Here is a 16,434-nt window from a genome sequence, read left to right on the forward strand (position 1 = left end):
TCAAGCGCCCTTACGCACCATCCTCTGAAGCTCTGTTTTAAAACGGGAGTGCATCCATGACTGTGAAAGTTGCCATCAACGGCTTCGGCCGTATCGGACGTAACGTTCTGCGCGCCATCGTCGAATCCGGCCGCACCGACATCGAGGTCGTGGCCATCAACGATCTCGGCCCGGTCGAGACCAATGCCCACCTGCTGCGCTACGACAGCATCCACGGCAAGTTCCCGGCCGACGTCAAGGTCGAAGGCGACACCATCATCGTGGCCGGCGGCAAGCCGATCAAGGTGACCGCCATCAAGGATCCGGCAAGCCTGCCGCATGGCGAAATGGGCGTCGACATCGCGCTCGAATGCACCGGCATCTTCACCTCGCGCGACAAGGCCGCCCTGCATCTCCAGGCTGGCGCCAAGCGCGTCATCGTCTCGGCACCGGCCGAAGGCGCTGATCTCACCGTGGTCTTCGGCGTCAACCACGACCAGCTGACCAAGGACCACCTGGTCATCTCCAACGCCTCCTGCACCACCAATTGCCTGGTGCCGGTGGTCAAGGTCCTGGACGACGCCATCGGCATCGACCACGGATTCATGACCACCATTCACTCCTATACCGGCGACCAGCCGACGCTCGACACCATGCACAAGGACCTCTACCGCGCCCGCGCGGCAGCGCTGTCGATGATCCCGACCTCGACCGGTGCCGCCAAGGCCGTCGGTCTCGTTCTGCCGCACCTCAAGGGCAAGCTCGACGGCACCTCGATCCGCGTTCCGACCCCGAATGTCTCGGTCGTCGATTTCAAGTTCGTTGCCAAGAAGACCACCACGGTCGCCGAAGTCAACGACGCCATCAAGGCTGCCTCCAACGGCGCGCTCAAGGGTATCCTCGGCTACACCGAAGAACCGCTCGTCAGCCGCGACTTCAACCATGACAGCCATTCGTCGATCTTCGCCATCGACCAGACCAAGGTTCTGGAAGGCAATTTCGTGCGGATCCTGACCTGGTACGACAACGAATGGGGCTTCTCCAACCGCATGGCCGACACATCCGTCGCCCTGAGCAAGCTGATCTGACTGACATAAGGCCTTCGGGCCGTTCCTGCCCGCATTGCACGCGGCGGCATCCATTGGCGATGCCGCCGCGTTTTTATTGAAATAACGAGGATGCCCACCACCATCCTGATGGTTGCGTGCGTTTAATTTACACTACAACCATTGAAGTATTTAAGTATCCGGACTACAGTGCCCTGGGGTGGAGGGGCGCGTTCTTGTGTAGAGCATTGCGGTCTGGCATTTGGGTTCTGCTTTACCTCGCCATGCTTGCGGGTTGTACTGCTGGCGTTCCGCTGGAGGACCTCAAGAATTTCCGGGAAGCATTCCTGGAGGCGCAAAAGGCCGGTGACCTCGTCTATGACGAGATCGCGCCCATTCTGTCCAAGGAATCGGGACATGCCGAGGCCTGCACCACCGACCGGAGCGGCACGCCCAAATGTTTCGATCCCGACCAGGTCATCGGCAACGCGACCCGCAGCAACGAGGACCCGAGCCTGCGCGCCCGTCGGCTAGCGCTCGCTCTCCTGTCCGAATATTCCCTGGCCCTTGTTGAGCTATCGGACGGACGCTCGCAGCAAGAGCTGACCCGCAGCATTCAGGAGACGGCCGAGCTTGCGACAGCCCTCACGGCGCTGGCAGGTGCGGCCGCGCCTGCCGGCTTGCCGGCCTTGCTGACGCAGCCGATCATCGCGTCGTTCACCGATCTCGCCGTCCGCCTCGACAGGGTCCGAACGGCTGAAACGGTGCGCGCCGCGCTCATCGCCAACCAGGATACCATCGCCCGCCTGATCGATCAGCTGATTGCCGACACCCGGCCGATCTACGCGATCTATTACCGGAACCAGACCATACGGGTTCTGGAAAGCCCCGCGGCGGCAACGGCAAGCGAGATGGCCAAGGCGGCCAAATATCACGAAGCGCTGACCGCCTATGTCGTCATCTTGCGACAGATGAAAGCCTCCAATGCGCGCCTTGCCAGGCTGGCGAGCGCCGCGCCGGGCAGCGCGGGCGAACTGCGCGCCGTGGTCGAGGAGGCGACCCGCATCAAGCTTTCGGCGGAAACATTCTGGAGTGCCATACGAGAGGTTCGCAAATGAACTATTGACCGGTTCAACCACGAAAGGGGGGACATGACATGTCGAGCGAAGCGCAGATGCTGGCCGATCAATTGTTCGATGAATTTCTCGCCGCGCAGAGCGATGCCGACCGCGAGGCCATCCGCCCCGCGGCCCTCGCCGCCGCGCACAATGCCCTCGCCGAGGCGATTGCCAGCTTCCGCGCCGGCACCGCCAAGATCCTGGAGATCTCGACAAAACTCGAGGATGCCATCCTGAAACTGGGATCGCAGGCCTCGCGCGAGCGGCTGGAGGCCATAGCCGTGCGGCTTGGCGATCTGCAGCGACAGGTGCATGATGCCGAGGGAATGCGAACGACCTGGGAGAATACCGAGGAATTCGAGACCAATTTCCCGGACGAGGACATGGTGCCCGCCTCCGGTCAGCACGGCCCCATTCCGCTCGGCGCAACCCTTGATAGCGATCTCCAGGACAGGCCCCTGTCCACATCGAGAAAATTCGAGGATCTGGCGGACGAGTATATCCGCCTGTTTCGCATGGCACGCTATAAGGATGCCGTAAGCGAGAAGGCCGCCAAGGGTTTCGCCGAAAAGGCCATTGCGCAACGGCCGCGATATCAGACCGTCGGACAGCCGCTCGGTATCCCCTGGTGGTTCGTCGCAGGCGTTCACCTGCTTGAGTCCACCTATAATTTCCGCACTCACCTTCACAATGGCGACCGGCTGACGGCCAGAACCTTCCGCGTGCCGGCAGGCCGCCCGCACAGCGGTTCACCGCCCTTTACCTGGGAGTTCAGCGCCGAGGACGCCCTGCGCGGCGAAGGCCTGGCTGGCCTCGCCGACTGGTCGCTGGCGCGGTCGCTCTATCGATGGGAGGTCTTCAACGGCCTCGGCTATCGCAGCAGACGAATCCCCACTCCCTATCTCTGGTCCTTCTCCACGGTCTATAACAAGGGCAAATTCGTCGGCGACGGGGTCTTCTCACCGACCGCCGTCTCGCAGCAATGCGGCGCCGCCGTGTTGTTGAAGGCCCTGATCGATCTGGGCGCCGTCGATGTCGGCATCGAGATTTTTACCGAAGGCGCTGGCGACAATGCCGAGTCGGATACCGCCGATGCCGAGGCTGCTGTCAGAGACAAAGCGCCCAATATCGACGGGACGATCTCGACCAATACCGATTTCAAGAGCTTCTTCGCCGCCCGTTTGCCCGACATCAAACATTTCCAGTGGCATGAATTCCTCATCAAGGGAGGACACCACGCCCAGAACGGCCTGAATACCGACCCGCCTCGGGATTTGTGGCCCAATATCATCCCCACGGCGCGCATCCTGGAACGATTCCGAGAGGAAGTCGGGCACCCCGTCGTCATCACCAGCGCCTATCGCAGCCCGGACTACAACAAAGGCCTTCCAGGCGCCGCCAAGAACAGCCAGCATATGCAGTTCCGGGCTGTCGATATCAAGGTGCCTGGCGCCGGTACGCCGGCCCAATGGGCAGCAGTCCTCAAACGGTACCGCAGCGAAAAAATGTTTGAGGGCGGCATCGGCATTTACAACACCTTCGTGCATGTCGATACCCGCGGCCACAACGCCGACTGGTGAGCGCAAGACGAAGTCCGGCGCGAATCCGCATCGACCGAACGACCGCCCCGAGTTCGACGGCGCAGTCGTGCATTGCCCTCAGCAAGCTGATCTGACAGCAACACGCAGTCAAACGCCGAAAAAAGGACGGATCGGGCAATCGATCCGTCCTTTTATTTTGTTCCATCGCCCTACTCTGATCATGATTGGCGGCAAGACTGAACATTGGCGATTCCGCCGCGTTTCCCGGCTGTTGCGTCTGCCCATCCAAACCTTAGCATTGCCGACTTTTTTCAAGCCGGTGGCGCTGCCGTATTGGTTTCAGGCTGACCGCGACCTGACGGAGCGTTACGCAGACGGACAGACCGAGAGCGATGGGCAAAGCGGAGAGGCACGGGCTTGGAAAATTTTTACATCGTCATGCTGGTCCTGACCGCCCTCGTCCTGTTCGCTGCCTTCTCAAGCCTGCTTGCCTTCCGCTTCGGCGCCCCTCTGCTCCTGCTGTTCCTGCTGATCGGCCTGGGGGCGGGCGTGGATGGCCTGGGTATCGAATTCAGCAACAATTCCGCCGCCTATATGCTCGGCTCCGTGGCGCTCGCCATCATCCTGTTCGATTCCGGCTATCGCACCAATATCCAGTCCTTCAAGCTGGCCGCGGTTCCAGCGATTACCCTTGCCACCTTCGGCGTGCTGGTGACGGCCGCCCTGTTCGGGCTGGTCGCCAGCTGGCTGCTCGGCTTCTCCCTGCTGCAGGGCATGCTGCTCGGTTCGATCGTCGCCTCGACCGATGCGGCAGCCGTGTTCTTCCTGCTGCGCATCGGCGGCATCAGCATCCGCGACCGGGTCCGCTCGACGCTTGAGGTCGAATCCGGCACCAACGATCCGATGGCGATCTTCCTGACCATCGCCCTGGTCGGCGCGCTCAGCGCCGAGGAAAACAGCGCGACGCTGGGCCTCGACCTGCTGCGGCTGTTCGTCGAGCAGATGGGCATGGGCGTCGCGCTCGGCTTGATCGGCGGCGCGCTGATCGTTTTTGTCATCAAGCGGCTGGACGTCGATCGGGGCCTCGCGCCGATCATCGTGTTGGCGCTGTCCCTGCTGGTCTTCTCCTATACCGGCGCGGTGGGCGGCTCCGGCTTTCTGGCGGTCTATGTCGCCGGGATCTATGCCGGCAATCGCAAGATCCCCGGCGGGGTGACCATCGCCCGTTTCCAGGACGGCATGACCTGGCTTGCCCAGATCATCATGTTCCTGGTGCTCGGCCTGCTGGCCACACCGTCGCAGTTTCTGGAGATCATGTTCCCGGCGGTGCTGCTGGCCCTGTTCCTGGTGTTCATCGCCCGGCCGCTCGCCGTCTGGCTGTGCCTGCTGCCCTTCGACTATACCCAGCAGGAATCGGGCTTCATCGCCTGGGTCGGCCTGCGCGGCGCCGTCTCCATTCTGCTGGCCATCCTGCCGATCATCGGCGGCCTGGAGGATGGCCAGATCTATTTCAACATCGCCTTCATCGTCGTGATGATTTCGCTGATCATCCAGGGCTGGACCATCAAACCGGTCGCCGAGAAGCTCGGGCTGATCGTGCCGCCGCGCATCGGCGCGATCGACAAGCTGGAACTGGACCTGCCGGGCGCCGCCCATCACGAGCTTCTGGCCTACCGCGTCGTCGCCGACAGCCCCGTGCTGCGCGGCGAGCGCATCCCCCGCTGGGCGATGCCGTCGCTGGTGATCCGTGACGGCAAGTCGATGCGCTATCAATATGCCGGGCGCCTCAAGGAAAACGACAAGGTCTACCTGTTCATCGCGCCCGGCTATTCCCGGCTGATCGACAGGCTCTTTGCCAGCAAGCTGCCCGTCGATGCCAATGACAGCGAATTTTTCGGCACCTTCGTCATCTCGCCGTCGCGGTCGGCGGCCGAACTGGATGTCGCCTACGGCCCCGATATCCTGACGGAGATCGACAAGACCCGGACCGTCGGCGAACTGATCGAACTGAAACTGGGCGGCAAGCCGGACTATGCCGACCGGGTTCGGCTGGGCCGCATCATCCTCATCGTCCGCGACCTCGACGAGACGGGACATATCGCCTCAGTCGGCATCTCCATGGAGCCCGTGGCGCCGGCCACCCGCTGGCCGATTTTCCTCAATATTCGGGAACTTGCCCATCTCGTGCGCGATTTATTGCGAAATTATCGGGTCCGCCGGCAGGCCTTCTGGCAGTCGAAAAAACGTCCCTGATCGCCTTGCGTCCGACCGCAGGAATAGTAAGGTCCGCGCCACAAGCCTCCGATTTCAACCAGACACGGGTGGGACCATGCCGGATTTCAAGACTCTCGACGATTTGACCGACGTCGCAGGCAAGCGCGTGCTTGTCCGCGTCGACCTGAATGTTCCAATGGCGGATGGCAAGGTCAGCGACGCGACCCGCATCGAACGCGTCGTCCCGACCATCCGAGAACTCTCCGAAAAAGGCGCCAAGGTCATCCTTCTGGCCCATTTCGGCCGCCCGAAGGGCGAAGTGGTGGCGGACATGTCGCTTGAGCCGATTGCCCATGCGGTCTCGGAAATTCTCGACCAGGCCGTGGCCTTTGCCAGCGACTGTATCGGCCCGGTGGCCACCGACGCGATCGCCAAGATGCAGAACGGCGACATCCTGCTGCTCGAAAACACCCGCTTCCACAAGGGCGAGGAAAAGAACACGCCGGAATTCACGGAGGCTCTCGCTGCCGACGGCGATATCTTCGTCAACGACGCCTTTTCCGCCGCCCATCGCGCCCACGCCTCGACGGAAGGGCTTGCCCATCATATGCCGTCCTATGCCGGTCGCACCATGCAGGCCGAACTGGAAGCGCTGGAAAAGGGTCTCGGCAAGCCGACCCGTCCGGTGGTCGCCATTGTCGGCGGCGCCAAGGTCTCGACCAAGATCGACCTCTTGATGAATCTCGTCAAGCGCGTCGATGCGCTGGTGATCGGCGGCGGCATGGCCAATACCTTCATTGCCGCCCGCGGCACCGATGTCGGCAAGTCGCTCTGCGAGCATGACCTGGCCGATACGGCCAAACAGATCATGATCGAAGCCGCCACGGCCGGCTGCGCCATCGTGCTGCCGGAAGACGGCGTCATTGCCCGCGAGTTCAAGGCAGGTGCGGCCAACGAGATCGTCAGCATCAACGCCATTCCCGCCGATGCCATGGTGCTCGATGTCGGGCCAAAGTCGATCGAGGCGATCAACGGCTGGATCTCCAAGGCCGCCACGCTTGTGTGGAACGGCCCGCTCGGCGCCTTCGAAATCGAACCCTTCGACAAGGCGACGGTGTCTGCAGCCCGGCATGCGGCCGAGCGCACCAAGGCGGGCAAGCTGGTCTCCGTGGCCGGCGGCGGCGATACGGTGTCGGCCCTCAACCACGCCGGCGTTGCCGACGATTTCACCTATGTCTCGACCGCCGGCGGCGCCTTCCTGGAATGGATGGAAGGCAAGGAACTGCCGGGCGTCGCGGTCCTGACCAAGGGCATCTGACCCATAGGCGGAGGGCCGGCTCTGCGGCCGGTCCTCCCATACTAACTCTTTTAAATTTTTTAACATGTTTCAAACGATTGAAATCATTTCAATCGTTTCAATTACTTATGGGTCATTCCCCTTTAAAAATACTTCTGTTATCCGCCGATGGTAACCTTGGGAGATCCGGAGGTTGAACCACCCGGCGTTCGCCGGCTGTTTGTAAAACCGAAGATAAGCGTGAGCGCTGAACGCGCCATTTTTAGCGATAGGAGTGAGACATGGTGGACGCGAAGATGTTGAACAAGATGAGCTCGGCGCCCGGATTCATTGCGGCGCTGGATCAGAGCGGTGGTTCGACACCCGGTGCACTGCGTCTCTATGGCATTTCCGAAACCGACTACCAGGGTGACGAGGATATGTACCGCCTGATGCACGCCATGCGCGCCCGCATCATGAGCGCGCCGGCCTTTACAGGCGACAAGGTCATCGGCGCCATTCTGTTCGAGCGCACCATGGACGGCGACGTCGACGGTCTGGCAGTCCCCTCCTATCTCTGGGAAAAGCGTGGCGTGGTACCCTTTCTGAAGATCGACAAGGGTCTGTTGGCGGAAGAAAACGGCGTTCAGCTGATGAAGCCGATGCCCGATCTGGACGCTCTGCTGATCCGCGGTCGGGATAAGGGAATTTTCGGCACCAAGATGCGCTCGGTGATCGCGCAGGCCGACAAGTCAGGCATTGCCGCCGTCGTGAAGCAGCAGTTCGAAGTGGCGCGGCAGATCATCGGCCAGGGCCTCATGCCGATCATCGAGCCAGAAGTCTCCATCAAGAGCCCGACCAAGGGTGAGGCGGAAGCCATTCTGCGCGACGAGATCGCCCAGCAGCTCGACAAGCTTGCCGCTGATGAGACCGTCATGCTGAAATTGACCATCCCGACATCGGCCGATTTCTACGCGCCTTTGGTCGCCCACAAATCCGTCATCCGCCTCGTCGCCCTGTCCGGCGGCTACACCCGCACGGACGCCTGCGAAAAGCTCAAGCAGAACCATGGCATGATCGCCAGCTTCTCGCGCGCGCTCACGGAAAACCTGCGCGTCACAATGAGCGATGCAGAGTTCAACGCCAGCCTCGCCGAGACGATCGACGAAATCTACGCAGCAAGCGTCAACAAGGCCTGAGAGGGCGGCCCGAGCCCTCTTGATCGATCGACCTGCCCTATCGAGCCCGGCTGCGCCCAGCAGCCGGGCTTTTGCATGCCTGGGCCCCCGCAATTGTCCCCGCGACAAGTTTATGGCTTCCGTCGCGACCGCCGGCCGATTTAGCTAAGGCAGATCCTGAGCGAGTATCGGAGCGCCGACCCATGACTGCACCTACGACGACCTATGCCTTTGTGACGGTCGACGTCTTTACCACCGAGCGCTTTGCCGGCAATCCGCTGGCCGTGATCCTCGATGCGAGCGGCATGAGCGACGAATGCATGCAGGCGATCGCCGCGGAATTCGGCTATTCGGAAAGCACCTTCGTGCTGCCGCCGCGCGATCCGGCCCATACCGCAGAGGTGCGGATCTTCACACCCGTCACCGAAGTGCCCTTCGCCGGCCATCCGAATGTCGGCACGGCCTTCGTGCTTGCCAATATGCCGGAAGTCTTCGGCAAGGCACCGGGCGACCGGCTGGTCTTTGAGGAAAAGGCCGGCCTTGTCGAGGTCGAGGTGCAGCGAAAGGACGGCAGGGCGGTCAGTGCATCGATCGTCGCCCCAAAGCCCTTGAGCATCGGCAGCACGGTCGACACCGCCCTGCTGGCACGCTGCGCCAGCCTCACCGGCGCCGACATCGAAACCGCCCGCCATGCGCCGGTCTTCGTCTCGGTCGGACTGAAATTCATCGTCGCGGAAGTCGCGTCTCTCGAGGCGCTCGGTCGCGCCAAGCCCGAGCTCGGAGCCCTTGCAGAGGCGGTCGAGCGCTACGCCCACGAAAACTGCGACTGTGCCCTGTTTCTCTATACCCGCCAGGGCGGCAATCATCTGCGCGCCCGGATGTTTGCGCCCTTCGACAATGTCCCGGAAGATCCGGCCACCGGAAGCGCGTCGGCCGCCCTTGGCGCCTATCTCGCGACGCTTGCCGGCGAGCCTGATCTGGAGATGGACTTCAGGATCGAACAGGGTGTGGAAATGAAACGCCGCAGCGAGATCGGCATTCGCGTCAGCAAGAAAGACGGCGTGGCGACACGGGTCGCCATCAGCGGCGCCAGCGTCGAAATCCTGCGCGGCACCTTGCACGCCTGACCGGCGTCACGGCCTGACCAGCAGCGTCACCGACCAGATCACGAAGGCGATCACCGCGATTTTCCAGAAGTCGCCGCGCTTCTTGAGGCCCGGCAGGCCGAGCGGCCTGATGATCTGGACGGCCATGGCCAGGATGAGAAACCCGGAAATCACCTTGGTCATTGCATATCCTTGATGAAGCAAAAGCAACAATGCCATAGGGAAGACACTTTCCCTTCCCAACATTGCGCATCATGGCGTTATCGTCAGACCCGCCGCTGCGCAAGCATTTCAGTGAACTGCGACGTTGCACCCTACCCGCCCTTGCTTTTTCGGCAAACACACGCGACACGGGATCATGAGAAGAAACCTATTTCCTGTCCTCTCCCTGCTGCTGGGAACCCTCTTCCTCTTTCTCGGCAACGGCCTGCACGGCCTGCTGCTGCCGGTTCGCGGATCGGCGGAAGGCTATTCCAACGAAATCCTCGGTCTGCTCGGCACCTCCTGGGCTTCGGGCTTCGTGCTCGGCTGTTTTTTTGCCCCGAAACTCGTCATGCGCGTCGGCCATGTCCGGGCCTTCTCGACCTTCGTCTCGGTGATTGCCATCGTTGCCCTGACCACCGGCGTGATGGTTGACCAATATTGGTGGGTCGCCCTTCGCGCCCTGACCGGCTTCTGCACCGCCGGCACGGCGATGATCATCGAAAGCTGGCTAAACGAGCGCGCCACCAACGAAAGCCGCGGCGCGATCTTTTCCTTTTATATCTCCATCACCCTGTTCGGCGTGGTGGGTGGCCAGATGCTGGTGCCGTTCGGCGATGTCTCGACACCGATCCTGTTCATGTTCTGCGGCATCTTCTATTGCCTGGCCATGCTGCCGACCACCCTGTCGACGGCCGCCTCGCCGCAGCCGTTGAAATCCGTCAAGCTCGACCTGCCGCGGCTCTATCGCAACTCGCCGGTGTCCTTTGTCGGCATCCTGCTGATCGGCATCGCCAATGGCGCTTACGGCACGCTCGGCGCCGTGTTCGGCGCCAGGGCCGGCATGTCGGGCACCACCATCGCCCTGATGATGAGCCTGACGATCTTTGCCGGCGCCGCCATGCAATTTCCGGCCGGAAAGCTGTCGGACAGGACGGACCGCCGCTATGTGCTCGCGGGCATCGGCCTGGCGGCGGCCCTGGCAGCCCTGCTGATCGTCGTCTTCCAGCCCCACAATCCGATCGTGCTGATCGCCCTCGTCGCCTTTTACGGGGCAACCTCCAACGCGCTCTATCCGATTGCCGTTGCCCATGCCAACGACTTCGCCGACACCGGCGATTTCGTCAAAGTGTCCGGTGGCCTGCTGCTGCTGTTCGGCATCGGCACCATTATCGGCCCGACGCTTGGCGGCCCCGTGATGACCCATTTCGGCCCCTATGCGCTGTTTGCGGTGACCGCCTGCGCCCATGTCATGCTCTGCGCCTATGCGCTGTTCCGCAGCCGGCTGAGAGCGGCGATCCCGACCGCCGGGCGTGGCAGCTTCTCGACCATACCGGTCGGCACATCGCCGATGAGCACGCCGGAGAGCCTGTCGCTCGACCCGCGCGCCGCCCCCCTGGACGGATCCGCCAGCATCCACGACGACGAGACGATGAAGGAGGCCAAGGCATGAGCTTTCTCGATGAAGACCGCCCGAAGAAACCGGCCGGCCATGAACTGGGCTGCGACCTGTCGCTGCTGTCGGCCGACGAATTGACCGGCCGCATCGCGCTTCTGCGCGAGGAAATCGAGCGGCTGGAAGCCGAACGCACCAGAAAGACGGCGGGCCGGCAGGCCGCCGAAAGCTTTTTCAAGTCTTAGCGACGATGGCGGCAACTGCTGAGTCGGCCGGCGGCGGCACGGCGATGCCCCTCGTTGCTGCAAGTATTGTTTCAAAAAGGGCCGCGGTATTCGATACCGGCCCATCGCCGTTGCCTTTTATTCAGCGGATTAACGCTAAATTAATCGTTATGTGGGATTGTATAGTCATCCGGAGCTTCTGGATTCAGGCAGTTTCACCGCTTGGCGAATTGGTCTGATTTTTCTCCCTGTTTTACCTTGAGAGCCGCAATTGCGGCTCTTTTTTTGTTTTCGCCACAATCCTAACTCAAAACTGTGGGAATTAACCCTTCTTTAAGAAACGGCTTGCGCATTTCGGGTATTGGTATCATCGTTAGGCCAATCAGACGGCAGCCGGCTCCCCGGACACGCTGTCTTACCTGAAGTAAGTGATGCGTAGGGCAGGGATCATGTCAATGTCGGAACTCGGATTGAATACAGTCAACTTTGCAGGACGTGCCGCCGCGTCGTCGCAGTTCAAGGCGACGTATGCTGAAGGCATGGGCCTGGTCGAAGAAACCGCCGCCTATCTCGACGGACCCGGCCGCTCGGCAGCCAAGGTGCTGCCCCGCATGGCCTCCGTGCTTTACGCAGCAGAATCCATGCGCCTGACCACCCGCCTGATGCAGATGGCCTCCTGGCTGCTGCTGCAGCGCGCCGTCAACAATGGCGAAATGAGCCGCGAACAGGTTATCTCGGAGAAGAGCAAGGTTCGCCTCGACGGCTTCAACGTCGACCGCTCGGCTCCGGGCTGGCTCGATCTGCCGGAAGCCTTCCGCGATCTCGTCGAGCGCTCTTTGCGCCTGCAGAACCGCATTGCCATTCTCGACCGCGAGATCTATCGCCCGAGCGAAGCTGCCATCGTTCCCGATAACGAAAACAGCGTCCAGGCCCAACTCAACCTGCTGCGCACCGCCTTCGGCACCAACTGATCGTTTGACGAGCGCCCCGGCGGAAACGTCGGGCTGATGCTTCGAATCGAGACAGATTGATCCCTTCTACCCGGCCTTGCCCCGCGCAATGCCGGGTTTTTTAATGGTCAGAAGGCAAGCTCAACCACCACGCACCGACCAACGCAAAAAAGCCCGGCACTGCCGGGCTCTTGAAATGCTGTCAACCGTCGAGCGATTAGAGGCCGAGGCCGCCGAAACGCTTGTTGAACTTGGAGAGACGGCCGCCGCGGTCCATAAGCTGCTGGTTGCCGCCGGTCCAGGCCGGGTGCGACTTCGAGTCGATTTCAAGGTTCATGACAGCACCTTCCGAACCCCAGGTGGAGAACGTTTCATATTCGGTGCCGTCGGTCATGACCACTTTGATCATGTGATAGTCGGGATGAATGCTAGCCTTCATAACGATCTTCCTGCTGTGCCGGAGGGTCCATTTGCCGCAATTGCGTCGAGTGACCCTATTCAATAAATGAAGCCGCAGTCTGATCAGGCTACGGCTTCCCAATTCGATTGGGAGCCTATACATCAAGGTCGCAAAGATAACAAGTACCCAGACACCAAGACGATGGCGTGATGGGGGGAGAAAACATCCGTGTCAGATACTGTCGAAGCTCAGCAGAAAAACAGCCGCAATCTGCGTCCCCTCGCCCGCCTCTGGCCCTATCTGCTGCGCTATCGCGGCATGGTGATCGCTGCTCTGTTCTTTCTGACGCTCGCCGCCGCAACCACGCTCGCCCTGCCGCTGGCCGTGCGCCGGATGATCGACCACGGTTTTGCCGCAACCGACAGTGCCTTCATCAACAAGTATTTTGCCATGCTGATCGTGCTGGCGGTCGTCATGGCGATCTCCAGCGCCATGCGCTACTACTACGTCATCTCGATCGGCGAGCGCATCGTCTCGGATATCCGCCGCGAGGTCTTTGCCCATGTGACGCGGCTGTCGCCGGCCTTCTTCGACATCAACCAGTCCGGCGAAATCGTCTCGCGGCTGACCGCCGACGCTACCCAGATCAAATCCGCGGTCGGTGCCACGGCATCGGTGGCGCTGCGCAACACCATCATGTGCATCGGCGCCATGGTCATGATGATCTATACCAGCCCCAGCCTCTCGGTCCTGGTGCTGGCCGCCATCCCGGTCATCGTCTTCCCGCTGGTCGGCTTCGGCCGCTCGGTGCGCAAGCGGTCACGCGCCGCCCAGGACACCCTGGCGCATGCCTCCGCCTTTGCCGGCGAAACCATTGCCGCCTCCCGCACCGTCCAGGCCTTCAACGGCGAAGCCGTGGCCGCCGCCCGTTACGGCGATGCCGTGGAAGAAGCGTATCAGGCCGCCAAGGCGGCGGTGAAGTCCCGCGCCCTCCTGACCGGCTTTGCCATCATCCTCGTCTTCGGCAGCATTGCCGCCGTGTTGTGGTATGGCGCGCAGGGCGTGCTGTCCGGCACGATCTCGGCCGGAACGCTCGGCCAGTTCGTGCTCTATTCGGTGATTGCCGGCAGCTCGCTCGGCCAATTGTCGGAAGTCTGGGGCGAACTGGCCCAGGCCGGCGGCGCCGCTGAACGGCTGACGGAGTTGCTCTACGAAGTCTCGGCGATTTCCGCGCCCGCCGTTCCGGTCGCCCTGCCGATACCGGCCAAGGGCATTGTCGAATTCTCCGACGTGCATTTTTCTTATCCGTCCCATTCCGCCCGCTCGGCGCTGAAGGGCCTGAGCTTCAAGGTCGGCAGTGGCGAGACCGTCGCCATCGTCGGTCCGTCCGGAGCCGGCAAGAGCACGATCTTTTCGCTGGTGCTGCGTTTCTACGACCCCGTCAGCGGCACGGTGAAGCTCGATGATGTCGACATCCGCACGGTGACGCCGGAGGCCCTGCGGTCGCGGCTGGCCATCGTGCCCCAGGATGTGACGATCTTTGCCGCCTCCATCCATGACAATATCGCCTTCGGCACGCCGGGCGCGACGCGCGACGGCGTCAAGGCGGCAGCGGCCGCCGCCCAGGCCGACGAGTTCATTGCACGGCTGGAAAACGGCTACGACACGGCCGTCGGCGAACGCGGCATCACGCTGTCGGGCGGCCAGCGGCAGCGCATCGCCATTGCCCGCGCCATCCTGCGCAATGCCCCCGTGCTGCTGCTCGACGAGGCGACCTCGGCGCTGGATGCCGAAAGCGAAACGCTGGTGCAGAAGGCGCTCGACGGATTGATGAAAAGCCGCACCACGATCGTCATCGCCCACCGGCTGGCGACCGTGCTGAAAGCCGACCGCATCCTGGTTCTCGATGACGGCCAGATCGTCGAACAGGGAACGCATCAGAGCCTGATCCAGCAGGGCGGGCTCTACGCCAAACTGGCAAGGCTGCAGTTTGAGACCGGCGCCCAGGACTTTCTGGCCGCCGCGAAATAGGCAAAGCCGATCAGGTCCCGACGGAACGCCCGGCGACCCGGCCTGAAAACAGGCAGCCACCGAGGAAGGTCCCCTCCAGGGCATTGTAGCCATGCATGCCGCCGCCGCCGAAACCGGCCACTTCGCCAGCGGCATAAAGGCCCGGCACCGCCTGGTTGCGGCTGTCCAGCACCCGCCCCGCCAAGTCCGTGTGCAGGCCGCCCAGCGTCTTGCGGGTCAGGATGTGCAGGCGCACGGCAATCAGCGGCCCAAACTTTTTATCGAGCAGCATATGCGGCTTGGCGGTGCGCATCAGCCGGTCGCCGAGATAGGCCCGTGCGCCGCGAATGGCGGTGACCTGCGCATCCTTGGCAAAACTGTTCTCCATGGCGCGATCACGCGCCTCGATCTGGCCCCGCAGATGCCGGATGCCGATGCGATGCTCGCCGCTGATCTCGTTCATCGCGACGACCAGATCCTCGAGCGTATCGCGCACGGCAAAATCCTCGCCTTTGTCCATGAAGGCCTGCACCGGACCCGGCGGATCGCTGCCGAGCCGCTTCAGCAGCAGCCTGATATTCTTGCCGGTCAGATCCGGATTCTGCTCGGAGCCCGACAGGGCGAATTCCTTCTTGATAATCGTCTTGTTGAGGATGAACCAGCTGTAGTCGGAGCCGCTGTCGCGGATCGCCTTCAAACTCGCCATTGTGTCGAAACCCGGCATTGCCGGCGCCGCGAAGCGATTGCCATCGGCGTCGCACCAGAAGGACGATGGGCCGGGCAGGATGCGAATGCCGTGGTTCGGCCAGATCGGGTCGAAGTTTCGCAGACCTTCCGTATAGTGCCACATCCGGTCGCCATTGATCACCTCGCCGCCCGCCTGCTGCGCAATGGCCAGCATGCGCCCGTCGACATGGCTCGGAACGCCGCTGACCATGCTTTTCGGCGGCGCCCCCAGACGATCCACCGGCCAGCTCTTGCGCACCAGATCATGATTGCCGCCGATGCCGCCGGAGGTGACGATGACAGCGCTGGCATTGATCTCAAATTCACCGACCGGAAGACGGGAGCTGGTCCCGCCACGCACCACGGCATCCGGCTTCAGAATGGTGCCCCGGGCACCGCAAACGACACCATTGGTCACGATCAACTGGTCCACCTGATGGCGAAATCGAAACGACACCAGGCCCTTTTCTTCGGCAGCGCGAACACGGCGGATGAACGGCTCCAGCACGGCCGGCCCGGTACCCCAGGTAATGTGAAAACGCGGAACCGAATTACCGTGACTATGAGCAAAGGAGCCGCCACGCTCGGCCCATCCGACCACCGGAAACCAGCGCATGCCCTGGTTTCTCAGCCAGTCGCGCTTCTCGCCGGCGGCAAATTCCAGGTAGGCTTCGGCCCATTGCCGCGGCCAATAGTCCTCCGGCCGGTCGAAGCCAGCCGAGCCCTGCCAATCCTGCCGGGCCAGGTCGATACAGTCGCGGATCCCTAAGCGCCGCTGCTCCGGGCTGTCGACAAAAAACAGGCCACCCAGCGACCAGAAGGCCTGACCGCCGAGATTCTGCTCGCCCTCCTGATCGAGCACGCAGATCCGCAAACCTCGATCTGCCGCCTCCGCCGCTGCAACCAGACCGGCAAGGCCGGCCCCAATCACCAATACGTCAAAATTCATCCGCAAGCCTCCACCCACAAGGTGCGATAACTTACTCTTACGAGAACGTAAGACATTCGCAACCCCCGAGAGACACGTATACGGCCCAATCCTTCCCTTAGGGGCAAACTTTAGTAGATA

The 16,434-nt window shown here is 62.1% G+C and carries 15 protein-coding genes; 12 read left to right on the forward strand and 3 right to left on the reverse strand.

What is annotated here, in order from left to right:
- Positions 1-56 precede the first annotated feature (56 nt).
- The 8 genes from gap (at position 57) to HGO38_RS07805 (ending at position 9,479) form a co-directional block, all read left to right on the forward strand.
- Complete coding sequence (gap, locus tag HGO38_RS07770) at positions 57-1,067, forward strand: type I glyceraldehyde-3-phosphate dehydrogenase (protein WP_250955314.1); 1,011 nt, start codon at positions 57-59, stop codon at positions 1,065-1,067.
- Between the two features lie 194 nt (positions 1,068-1,261).
- On the forward strand, positions 1,262-2,143 hold the full coding sequence (locus HGO38_RS07775; protein WP_250955315.1) for a hypothetical protein: 882 nt from the start codon (positions 1,262-1,264) through the stop codon (positions 2,141-2,143).
- Positions 2,144-2,181: 38 nt separating this feature from the next.
- Complete coding sequence (locus HGO38_RS07780) at positions 2,182-3,723, forward strand: D-Ala-D-Ala carboxypeptidase family metallohydrolase (RefSeq protein ID WP_250955316.1); 1,542 nt, start codon at positions 2,182-2,184, stop codon at positions 3,721-3,723.
- Positions 3,689-4,135: a hypothetical protein gene (locus tag HGO38_RS07785; protein WP_250955317.1), complete on the forward strand. Its 447-nt coding sequence runs from the start codon at positions 3,689-3,691 to the stop codon at positions 4,133-4,135. The genes HGO38_RS07780 and HGO38_RS07785 overlap by 35 nt, the downstream gene beginning before the upstream one ends.
- Positions 4,102-5,937: a potassium/proton antiporter gene (locus HGO38_RS07790; protein WP_250955318.1), complete on the forward strand. Its 1,836-nt coding sequence runs from the start codon at positions 4,102-4,104 to the stop codon at positions 5,935-5,937. The genes HGO38_RS07785 and HGO38_RS07790 overlap by 34 nt, the downstream gene beginning before the upstream one ends.
- A 76-nt stretch (positions 5,938-6,013) precedes the next feature.
- A complete protein-coding gene (locus tag HGO38_RS07795; RefSeq protein WP_250955319.1) occupies positions 6,014-7,216 on the forward strand; it encodes a phosphoglycerate kinase in 1,203 nt (400 codons plus the stop codon).
- A gap of 260 nt (positions 7,217-7,476) precedes the next feature.
- On the forward strand, positions 7,477-8,373 hold the full coding sequence (locus HGO38_RS07800) for a fructose bisphosphate aldolase (protein WP_250955320.1): 897 nt from the start codon (positions 7,477-7,479) through the stop codon (positions 8,371-8,373).
- Positions 8,374-8,555: 182 nt separating this feature from the next.
- Entirely contained in the window at positions 8,556-9,479 is a 924-nt protein-coding gene (locus HGO38_RS07805; RefSeq protein ID WP_250955321.1) for a PhzF family phenazine biosynthesis protein, read from the forward strand.
- Positions 9,480-9,485: 6 nt separating this feature from the next.
- On the opposite strand, the gene HGO38_RS07810 is transcribed toward HGO38_RS07805, so the two are convergent.
- Entirely contained in the window at positions 9,486-9,641 is a 156-nt protein-coding gene (locus HGO38_RS07810) for a hypothetical protein (RefSeq protein ID WP_250955322.1), read from the reverse strand.
- Positions 9,642-9,816: 175 nt separating this feature from the next.
- On the opposite strand from HGO38_RS07810, the gene HGO38_RS07815 reads away from it, so the two are divergent.
- The 3 genes from HGO38_RS07815 to rcdA all read left to right on the forward strand — a co-directional run bounded on the left by HGO38_RS07815 (position 9,817) and on the right by rcdA (position 12,250).
- The gene (locus HGO38_RS07815) at positions 9,817-11,112 is read left to right on the forward strand and encodes an MFS transporter (protein ID WP_250955323.1); all 1,296 of its coding nucleotides are present in this window, start codon (positions 9,817-9,819) and stop codon (positions 11,110-11,112) included.
- On the forward strand, positions 11,109-11,300 hold the full coding sequence (locus HGO38_RS07820) for a DUF1192 domain-containing protein (protein ID WP_250955324.1): 192 nt from the start codon (positions 11,109-11,111) through the stop codon (positions 11,298-11,300). The genes HGO38_RS07815 and HGO38_RS07820 overlap by 4 nt, the downstream gene beginning before the upstream one ends.
- 434 nt (positions 11,301-11,734) lie before the next feature.
- Positions 11,735-12,250 (forward strand): protease adaptor protein RcdA, encoded by a 516-nt coding sequence (rcdA, locus tag HGO38_RS07825; protein WP_250955372.1) that lies wholly within the window; start codon positions 11,735-11,737, stop codon positions 12,248-12,250.
- Positions 12,251-12,446: 196 nt separating this feature from the next.
- Here the strand turns inward: rcdA and rpmE are convergent, their stop codons facing one another.
- On the reverse strand, positions 12,447-12,668 hold the full coding sequence (rpmE, locus tag HGO38_RS07830) for a 50S ribosomal protein L31 (protein ID WP_168471943.1): 222 nt from the start codon (positions 12,666-12,668) through the stop codon (positions 12,447-12,449).
- Positions 12,669-12,857: 189 nt separating this feature from the next.
- On the opposite strand from rpmE, the gene HGO38_RS07835 reads away from it, so the two are divergent.
- A complete protein-coding gene (locus tag HGO38_RS07835; RefSeq protein WP_250955325.1) occupies positions 12,858-14,660 on the forward strand; it encodes an ABC transporter transmembrane domain-containing protein in 1,803 nt (600 codons plus the stop codon).
- Positions 14,661-14,670: 10 nt separating this feature from the next.
- Here the strand turns inward: HGO38_RS07835 and HGO38_RS07840 are convergent, their stop codons facing one another.
- Complete coding sequence (locus HGO38_RS07840; RefSeq protein ID WP_250955326.1) at positions 14,671-16,314, reverse strand: FAD-binding dehydrogenase; 1,644 nt, start codon at positions 16,312-16,314, stop codon at positions 14,671-14,673.
- Positions 16,315-16,434: the final 120 nt, after the last annotated feature.

It is taken from the genome of Rhizobium sp. CG5 (assembly GCF_023701945.1).
Classification (GTDB): Bacteria; Pseudomonadota; Alphaproteobacteria; order Rhizobiales; family Rhizobiaceae; genus Allorhizobium.